The organism is Halococcus sp. AFM35, from assembly GCF_051195015.1.
GTDB lineage: Archaea > Halobacteriota > Halobacteria > Halobacteriales > Halococcaceae > Halococcus.
Genome location: NZ_JBNTJU010000061.1, coordinates 1 through 6875 on the forward strand (window position 1 = coordinate 1; position 6875 = coordinate 6875).

Genomic DNA, 6875 nt, shown 5'->3' on the forward strand with positions numbered 1-6875 from the left:
AGCACGATTAGCGGCTGTTCGTCCTGCTCTTCCCTGAGAGCTACGATTTCGACTCGACTGTTCCGCTAAACACCTACGAATACAGTACCGTTTAGAACGCACAATAAAACTCCGAGAGAAGCGACGAGCAAATTGAATAGTGGATCATCTTGAAGTGATAGAAATACGTATGGTAGATGCAAGAATCCAGTTTTCATACCCAGAAAACCACCGACGATATAGAGTGCTAATGCTGGAACAAGAAGTAACAATCCGTCAAACGCAAAGCGCAACGAGGCTTTTGCTGCCCGTTCCAGCCACCTCATAACCGTTACAGCAAATGACACAGATTGCACAGTCGAAATAATGCATCCCAACCGAATGTCGCTTTTGCCGACGAGTGGCGGTGGTGCAGAACAGTTTCTCATAGCGTGATGGTTGGACTGGTGATATCGTTGTCTCGTTCATGATTTGTGAGCGCAAAACCAGTGTGACGAACACACCCTCGTCAACGAGCGCGAAGTCAGTGAGAAACCGGTCGAGCTGATTTGAAGAGGCTCGACTTTTAACCAGTCTAGTCAGAAACGTTCGTTCTAGCTATGTAAACCAGTCTTCACTACTATTCATCTGTCGCCGTTATCGAGCAACGATAATACTCAAGAGTGGATCCAGGCAAAGCAGTACGAAACTCGCTGCGAAAGGTCATGTAAACACGAAACAAATCCCGAACAGCATCGTGTGGGTTCTTGTGGATGTTTATGAACGTCTGGCCGGTGAGGTTCGGGGCTGCCTGCGACTGCACGATACGGCCCATCCGCTTCGATGCGCTCTGAGGACAACATCGGAAACGGTGGGGTGGTTGGTTCGACGTTTTTTGAGGAGGCTACATGAGCCTCTGCGGGTTCATTAAGATCATCCTGTTTCGATGAAGAGTGACGGAACAAGTGGATTATGTCTTTTGGTGAGGATATTGCATACAAATCGTCACGGCTGTGCGCTATTTGCACCGTTGTACGCCACAGCACCCCTCCGCGAGCGCCGCAGGCTTTTAGCCGAGATTTCGCTAGTGAGCGAGCTCCGGTGAGCGAACGCAGTAAACCGCCATTAGTCGTGGGGATGGAACCGCGAGAGTGCGTTCTGGACGGCTTCGTTCTGTCCGACGAGCGTGATGCGGTCGCCGGGTCGGAGGTCGAAGTCGCCGTCGGGAACCATGTTCTCGCCGTCGCGGTCAACAAGTGCGATCAGACAGCCATCGGGAATCGCGTCCCCGAGCTCCGCGATGGTTCTGCCGGCGACATCTTCGGCGGTGACTTCGAACTCTTGGACGTCGCCCGACCGGCCGAGCTCAGTCATCCAGTTCCAGAGCGCGGGCCGCTCGATGCGGTTATCGATGGCCCATGAGGTGGCCATAGTCGAGGAAATCGTTTCGATATCGAGGTCTTTGAAGGCGTCCTCGTTTTCGGGCTGGTTCACCCGCGAGACGACCTGTTCGGTGTCGAACGTGGTGACCGCGAGCTGGGCGACAAGCAGGTTCACATCGTCGTCGCCGGTGGTCGCGACGATCGTTGAGGCGTTTTCGGCACCCGCCGCTTGGAGCACATCGCTGTCGGTCCCGTCGCCGATGTGGACGCTGAATCCCTCGTTACGGGCGGTTTCAACCATTTCCTCGTCGTCTTCGACGATGACGACATCCTCGCCGCGATCTTCGAGCCGCGTGGCGAGGTTCCGTCCCACTTTGCCACCACCGACAATGATGGCGCGCATGGGAATGATATCGAGCAACTCCGCGTAATGTCTTGCGAACCCGCCCTCGAAGACCACCGTCGCAAGAATCACCAGAAAGACGGTGCCCGAGAGGAGCGTCGCGGCCTCGGCCATCCCCGACGATTGGAGTTCGAGCGCGAACAGCGTGGCGACCGATGCCGGGATGATGCCTCGCGGGCTGACGGCGGTCATCCAGAGTTTCTCGCGGAACGAGATTCGCCCGCCAATCGTCGAGACGAACACAATGACCGGTCGGATGAGGAGCGCGACCGCGAGCACGACCGCAATGCCTCCCAGACCGAGCGAGGTAAACGTATCGAACTGAATCAGCGCGCCGAGCGTGATGAATACGAACGAGAGTACCACGAGCGAGACATCGCCCTTGAAGTTCTCGATGGACTCCTCGTAGGGGAGGTCGGCATTCCCGAGGACGAATCCGGCCGTGACTGCCGCGGCGATACCGGCCTCACTGAACAGCGCGTCCGCGCTCCCGTAGGCGATCAGCGCGCCCGCGAGCACGATGAGCCGGGCGTTCTGAGGTGCGTTGTCCGGCGAGAGGTCAACGTGGTTGAGAAGATACCAGATGACCGCGGCGACGATGACTCCGAACAGGATTCCAGTGCCGAGGCGTTCGGCGAACGCGATGAGGATGGTGGAAATGCCTTCCTCGGGTGCGATGACGAACTCGAACACGGCGACGGCGAGGATGGCGGCGGTCACGTCATTGGTGACACCTTCGAGTTCGAGCGCAGAGCCGACGCGGCTGCGCACCGGTACGATTTGCAGAATCGGCGTGATGACCGTCGGGCCGGTCGCAACGAGCAATGCGCCGATGAGAAAGGCGAGGTCCCAGCTGGCACCGAGGAAAAAGCGTGCCGCGAGCGCCGTGCCGACGAGCGCGATGACCGCCCCGACCGTGACGAGTCGAAACGTGGTCGAACGTGCCTCGTTGAACTTCTCGATTTTGAGGTGGAACGCCGCCTCGAACATGATGATCGCCACCGAGAGACCGACAATGGTTGACAGCCCGTTGCCGAAGGTCGATAGCGAGACAATGCCGAGTCCCACTGGACCGACGAGGATGCCAGTAATGATAAGAAACAGTACGCTCGGCACCCTGAATCGGTCCGCGAGCACCTGTGCGCTGACGCCGAGGCCAATAATCGTGGCGACGAGCGTAATCAGACTGCCACCAGTTGCCACTCGAATCCCCCCATACACAAATTGGTAAGAAATCGGACCATATAAGCCGTTCACTTCCCGGCAACATGGATCTCATGAGAATATCGCACCAACCGAATCGCTCTCAATAGATTGGGGGGTCGTTAATTTCGTCCGCTGAAGTTGAGAATGCGGATTCCAATTCGTGGGATTGAGAAACGAAAACCACCGCGAAATTAACACGGAGACGGTGCAAACCGAGTGGCGAGAACAACAATGGCTGCGATGATCTCCTCGGAACAAGCCGTCTTCTACGTGATTGCTGACACAGATGACAAACACTGGGACAGCACATACCGTAGTTGGTAGCTTCCGCTACTGATCGTTAGTCACTGCTTGGTGGGGATCGGATGGAGCAGGTGTGCTGATCTCGCCGGAGAGATCGACTTGCGGATAGGGGATGTCGATGCCAGCGTCATCGAAGCATTGCTTGACGTTTGTGATATAGCTTCCTCGGATTCCCAGATAATCCGCTCGATTCGGGTCGGCAATCCAGATCCGGGCGGTGAGTCCCACAGACGAGTCAGCGAGCGCACCGTCGGTACTCATGCGGACGGTAGGAGCGGGGTCGTCGAGAATCTCTGGATGCTTCTTGGCTTCCTGGATGATGATGTCGGTCGCCTCTTTGATATCATCGTCGTAGCCGATGCCGAACGTGTATTGGATGCGCAGTTCGTCGTCGTCGACTGGATTTTTGATCGTGTTCTGAGTGAGCAGCGCGTTCGGCACGGTGAGAAGCTCGTTGTCGAACGTCCGCACGCGCGTGACCCGGAAGGTGATGTCCTCGACGAACCCCGAATAGGTGCCTGCCTCCCACTCGATCCAGTCGCCGATCCGGAATGGCCGGTCGATATAGATGAACACGCCTGCGACAAGGTTCGCAAGCGTGTCTTGGAGAGCGAGACCGATTGCAAGCGTCGCGGCAGCGGCGATAGCCGCCAGCGAGGTGAGCAGGTTACCATAGCCCGCAGCTTGGAATGCGATTCCAATCCCGACAACCGCAACGAGCAGCTTTGTGAGTCCCAATAGCGGTTTCTGTTCGTGAGCGCCGAGATTCTGGCGATTCAGCAACTGACTGACGAACGGGATCACGACCGCTCGGCCAAGTGTATATAGGATGAAAAGCGTGAGAGCAAACGTGATCGCCCCGCCGAGTGGTTTGTGGTAGGGAACACCGACCTCGCGGAGGAACTCGCCGACTGGACCGAGTTCAGGATTAGAGATGGTGTTGGCAACATTTGTGACATTTGTCTCGTTCGTTCCGTTCGGCAGCACTTGCTGGGGGATGAACGAGCCGCTGAATGCCATCGCTTCTGAATCACTCTTGCCACGCATATAGAAGACATCATTTGAGAACGATATTCGGGATATGCATTCTCCGGACGCTGAAGTCGGCCTTGGCGAAAGAGGCTTTGAGAATTCGATGTGTAAATCCCGGAATAAAAGAGAGGGAGGAATACAGTGGAGCGTCGAATGCTAACGACGAGAGCGTACAGCTCCTGTATCCCACCCTCTCTAGGTCTTCGGAGGAGAAAACTGTTGCTGCTACCTCACTCATTATCTATTCAGTAGTAGTCGAATTTCGGCAGCTATCAGTATAGATTAGCGGCAGTTGCAACAACAGTTATATACTTGTGGGTGCTAGTTAGGATTGCTATAATTGTCTGCGGTGTCAGCTTCGGCCCTCGGGAGGGGAGACTGGATCCGATCAGATCAATCATAGTCACAGGAGAAATCAAATGCTATCAGCAGCAATCAACTATCCGCGAGAGAGCGACCACGTACTGAAGACCGTCCTGATTGGCGGCGTGCTGAGCCTGCTCAGCGTTCTCATCATCCCTGCCTTCATCCTTGGAGGCTACGGGATCCGCGTGCTTCGACACACGACATTAGGCGATGACGAACTTCCGCAATTCGACGACTGGGGCAAACTCGCAGTTGATGGTCTCAAAGGATTCGCCATCGCGATCGGGTATTTCCTCGTCCCGATCATCCTGTTCGGGCTTAGCATTGCCGCGCTCTCGGGCACTCTACAGACAGTCGGCATCATCGTGAGTACTATCGCGTATCTGGCTGCGATCTACAGCCTCCCCGCCGCGACCACCGTGTTCGCACGCGAGGAGCGTATCGGTGCCGCCTTCACGACGAACAACCTTCGGCCGATCCTCACTAGCCGACGCTACGTCGGCGGCTGGCTTCGTGCCCTCGTCGTGAGTTTTGCCGCGGGTCTCATCATGGGTGTGATCGGTCTCGTACCGATCCTCGGAGCCATCGCTGGTGTGTTCATCGGGTTCTACATGAACCTCGTGATCTCCCACCTCTTCGGCCACGCGGTCGCTGATGCCGGGAGACTGGCTGTCCCACACGAAGAACAACCCGTAACCCGTCCCGTCGCCTAAACACGGATAGGCGACATTTATATTATCAAACACCAGAATTGGTAAACACACAGTTTGGAGATGTCTCACAGTGATTTCAAACGAACTCGCCGGCGAAAACTACACCAATTTGTGGTTAGACGGACTTTCAGGCGATTCTGGAGTTCTTCAAAATACTCGCGGTCGTGGATGTAGTAGATTTTTAGCTCACATGACGATCTTCCGGCCGCCATCGTCTCCAAACTCGGTGCCGCAATCGAGGCAGCGATACAAGGGATTGGGCGAGGATTCGATCTGCTCGGTTCGGGTGGAACCACAGGCTGGACACGGCACTGTATCAACCGCTTCGCCATGGTTATTGCTCATAAGTATTGCTCCTTGGCGGGACGCCGCCGCTTCGGGTAAGTCTCTCGCATTGCTGATCCAATCGAGAAGACCTTGCAAATAGACCTTGTTTTATTATAGGAAAACTTCATCGGAACCAACACGACTGCACTTCTGTCGGAGGAGGGGAAATAGGTCGGGAGAACTGTGCTCTCGTTCCTATTGAGTTTCTTGTGGTGACTGGTAATTATAGGATCCGAAAGGTTTTCATCTTGTGGAGTATTAACACTCCCCACTGGTGGGTTACAATGAGTACTCTGGGACGCGTCAAAACGGCATTCACAAGGGCTGACCGTGGTGAGTCCTATCCATACGAGTGCAAGAGTTGTGGGGCGCGCTTCAGACTCCAGCGGCAGGTGTGCCCTGAGTGCGGTGGGTATACCCTTGACCGGGTTGAGTGGGCGTCTTCGAGCACTCTATAACAAAAGGCGGTGGCGCAGAATGGTTCTCATAGGGTGATGGTTGGACTGGCGATATCGTTGTCTCGTTCATGATTTGTGAGTGCAACTGCGAGCCGCAGACACAGCACCAAGAAGACGTGAGACTGGATTCTGACTTGGCCTCGGACCCGAGGGGTCCCGAGGCCGAGATCCTTGCAGACGCCAATCGCTGTCTCGATCCGTGACCGTTTCCGATAGGCCTCATCTAACCGCTCTTCCGAAACCGCGATCGTGTCCTCAACCCGATAGTCGATATCGAGCGGTTCATCCGCGTTGCGTTGGTTATACGGAACAACCGGCACGACCCCCTGCTCCAGCAGGCGGTCGTGCCAATCGAGCATATCGAATTCGGCATCACCCAGCATCCAGATCGGTTTCTTAACGGCGAGCGCGTCACCTGTGACGCGCATCGCCGTCTCCTGGTTGACCTTCTTCGCCGGTGTGAACGTGGCTGCGACCGAAATATTATCAGCAGCGGTCACCAGACAGCAGCCATATCCGTAGTAGAAGTCATCTTCAGCGTGATCGTAATTCCACTGAGCGTCATCATCCTGCTGATCGGCGGGGATGTCGGTACCATCGATCCGATAGAGCTTGCCGAGCGGGACCTGCTCGGCAAGCTCGTGAACCAGCGTGATGAACACGTCCTCGGCAACGAGCGCGAAGTCAGTGATGAAGCGATCAAGCGTCCGCCGTCCCGGCGGACGCG

The 6875-nt window shown here is 55.9% G+C and carries 4 protein-coding genes; 1 reads left to right on the plus strand and 3 read right to left on the minus strand.

The features are described 5' to 3' along the window. Positions 1–1083 precede the first annotated feature (1083 nt). Positions 1084–2946, minus strand: coding sequence for a cation:proton antiporter domain-containing protein (locus ACQUQO_RS17725; RefSeq protein WP_435079905.1), 1863 nt, complete (start codon positions 2944–2946; stop codon positions 1084–1086). Between the two features lie 333 nt (positions 2947–3279). Continuing rightward, positions 3280–4272, minus strand: coding sequence for a mechanosensitive ion channel family protein (locus ACQUQO_RS17730; RefSeq protein ID WP_435079907.1), 993 nt, complete (start codon positions 4270–4272; stop codon positions 3280–3282). Between the two features lie 431 nt (positions 4273–4703). Between ACQUQO_RS17730 and ACQUQO_RS17735 the strand changes: the two genes are divergently transcribed. Further along, positions 4704–5363, plus strand: a complete 660-nt coding sequence (locus ACQUQO_RS17735; RefSeq protein ID WP_435079909.1) for a DUF4013 domain-containing protein — start codon at positions 4704–4706, stop codon at positions 5361–5363. 811 nt (positions 5364–6174) lie between these two features. On the opposite strand, the gene ACQUQO_RS17740 is transcribed toward ACQUQO_RS17735, so the two are convergent. Next, positions 6175–6875, minus strand: a 701-nt coding sequence (locus ACQUQO_RS17740) for a transposase (RefSeq protein ID WP_435079911.1), incomplete at its 5' end; no start/stop codon positions are given.

Coding starts and splice junctions, on each gene's coding strand:
- ACQUQO_RS17730 (WP_435079907.1), bottom strand. CDS start 4,272: ATGGCATTCAGCGGCTCGTTCATCCCCCAGCAAGTGCTGCCGAACGGA.
- ACQUQO_RS17735 (WP_435079909.1), top strand. CDS start 4,704: ATGCTATCAGCAGCAATCAACTATCCGCGAGAGAGCGACCACGTACTG.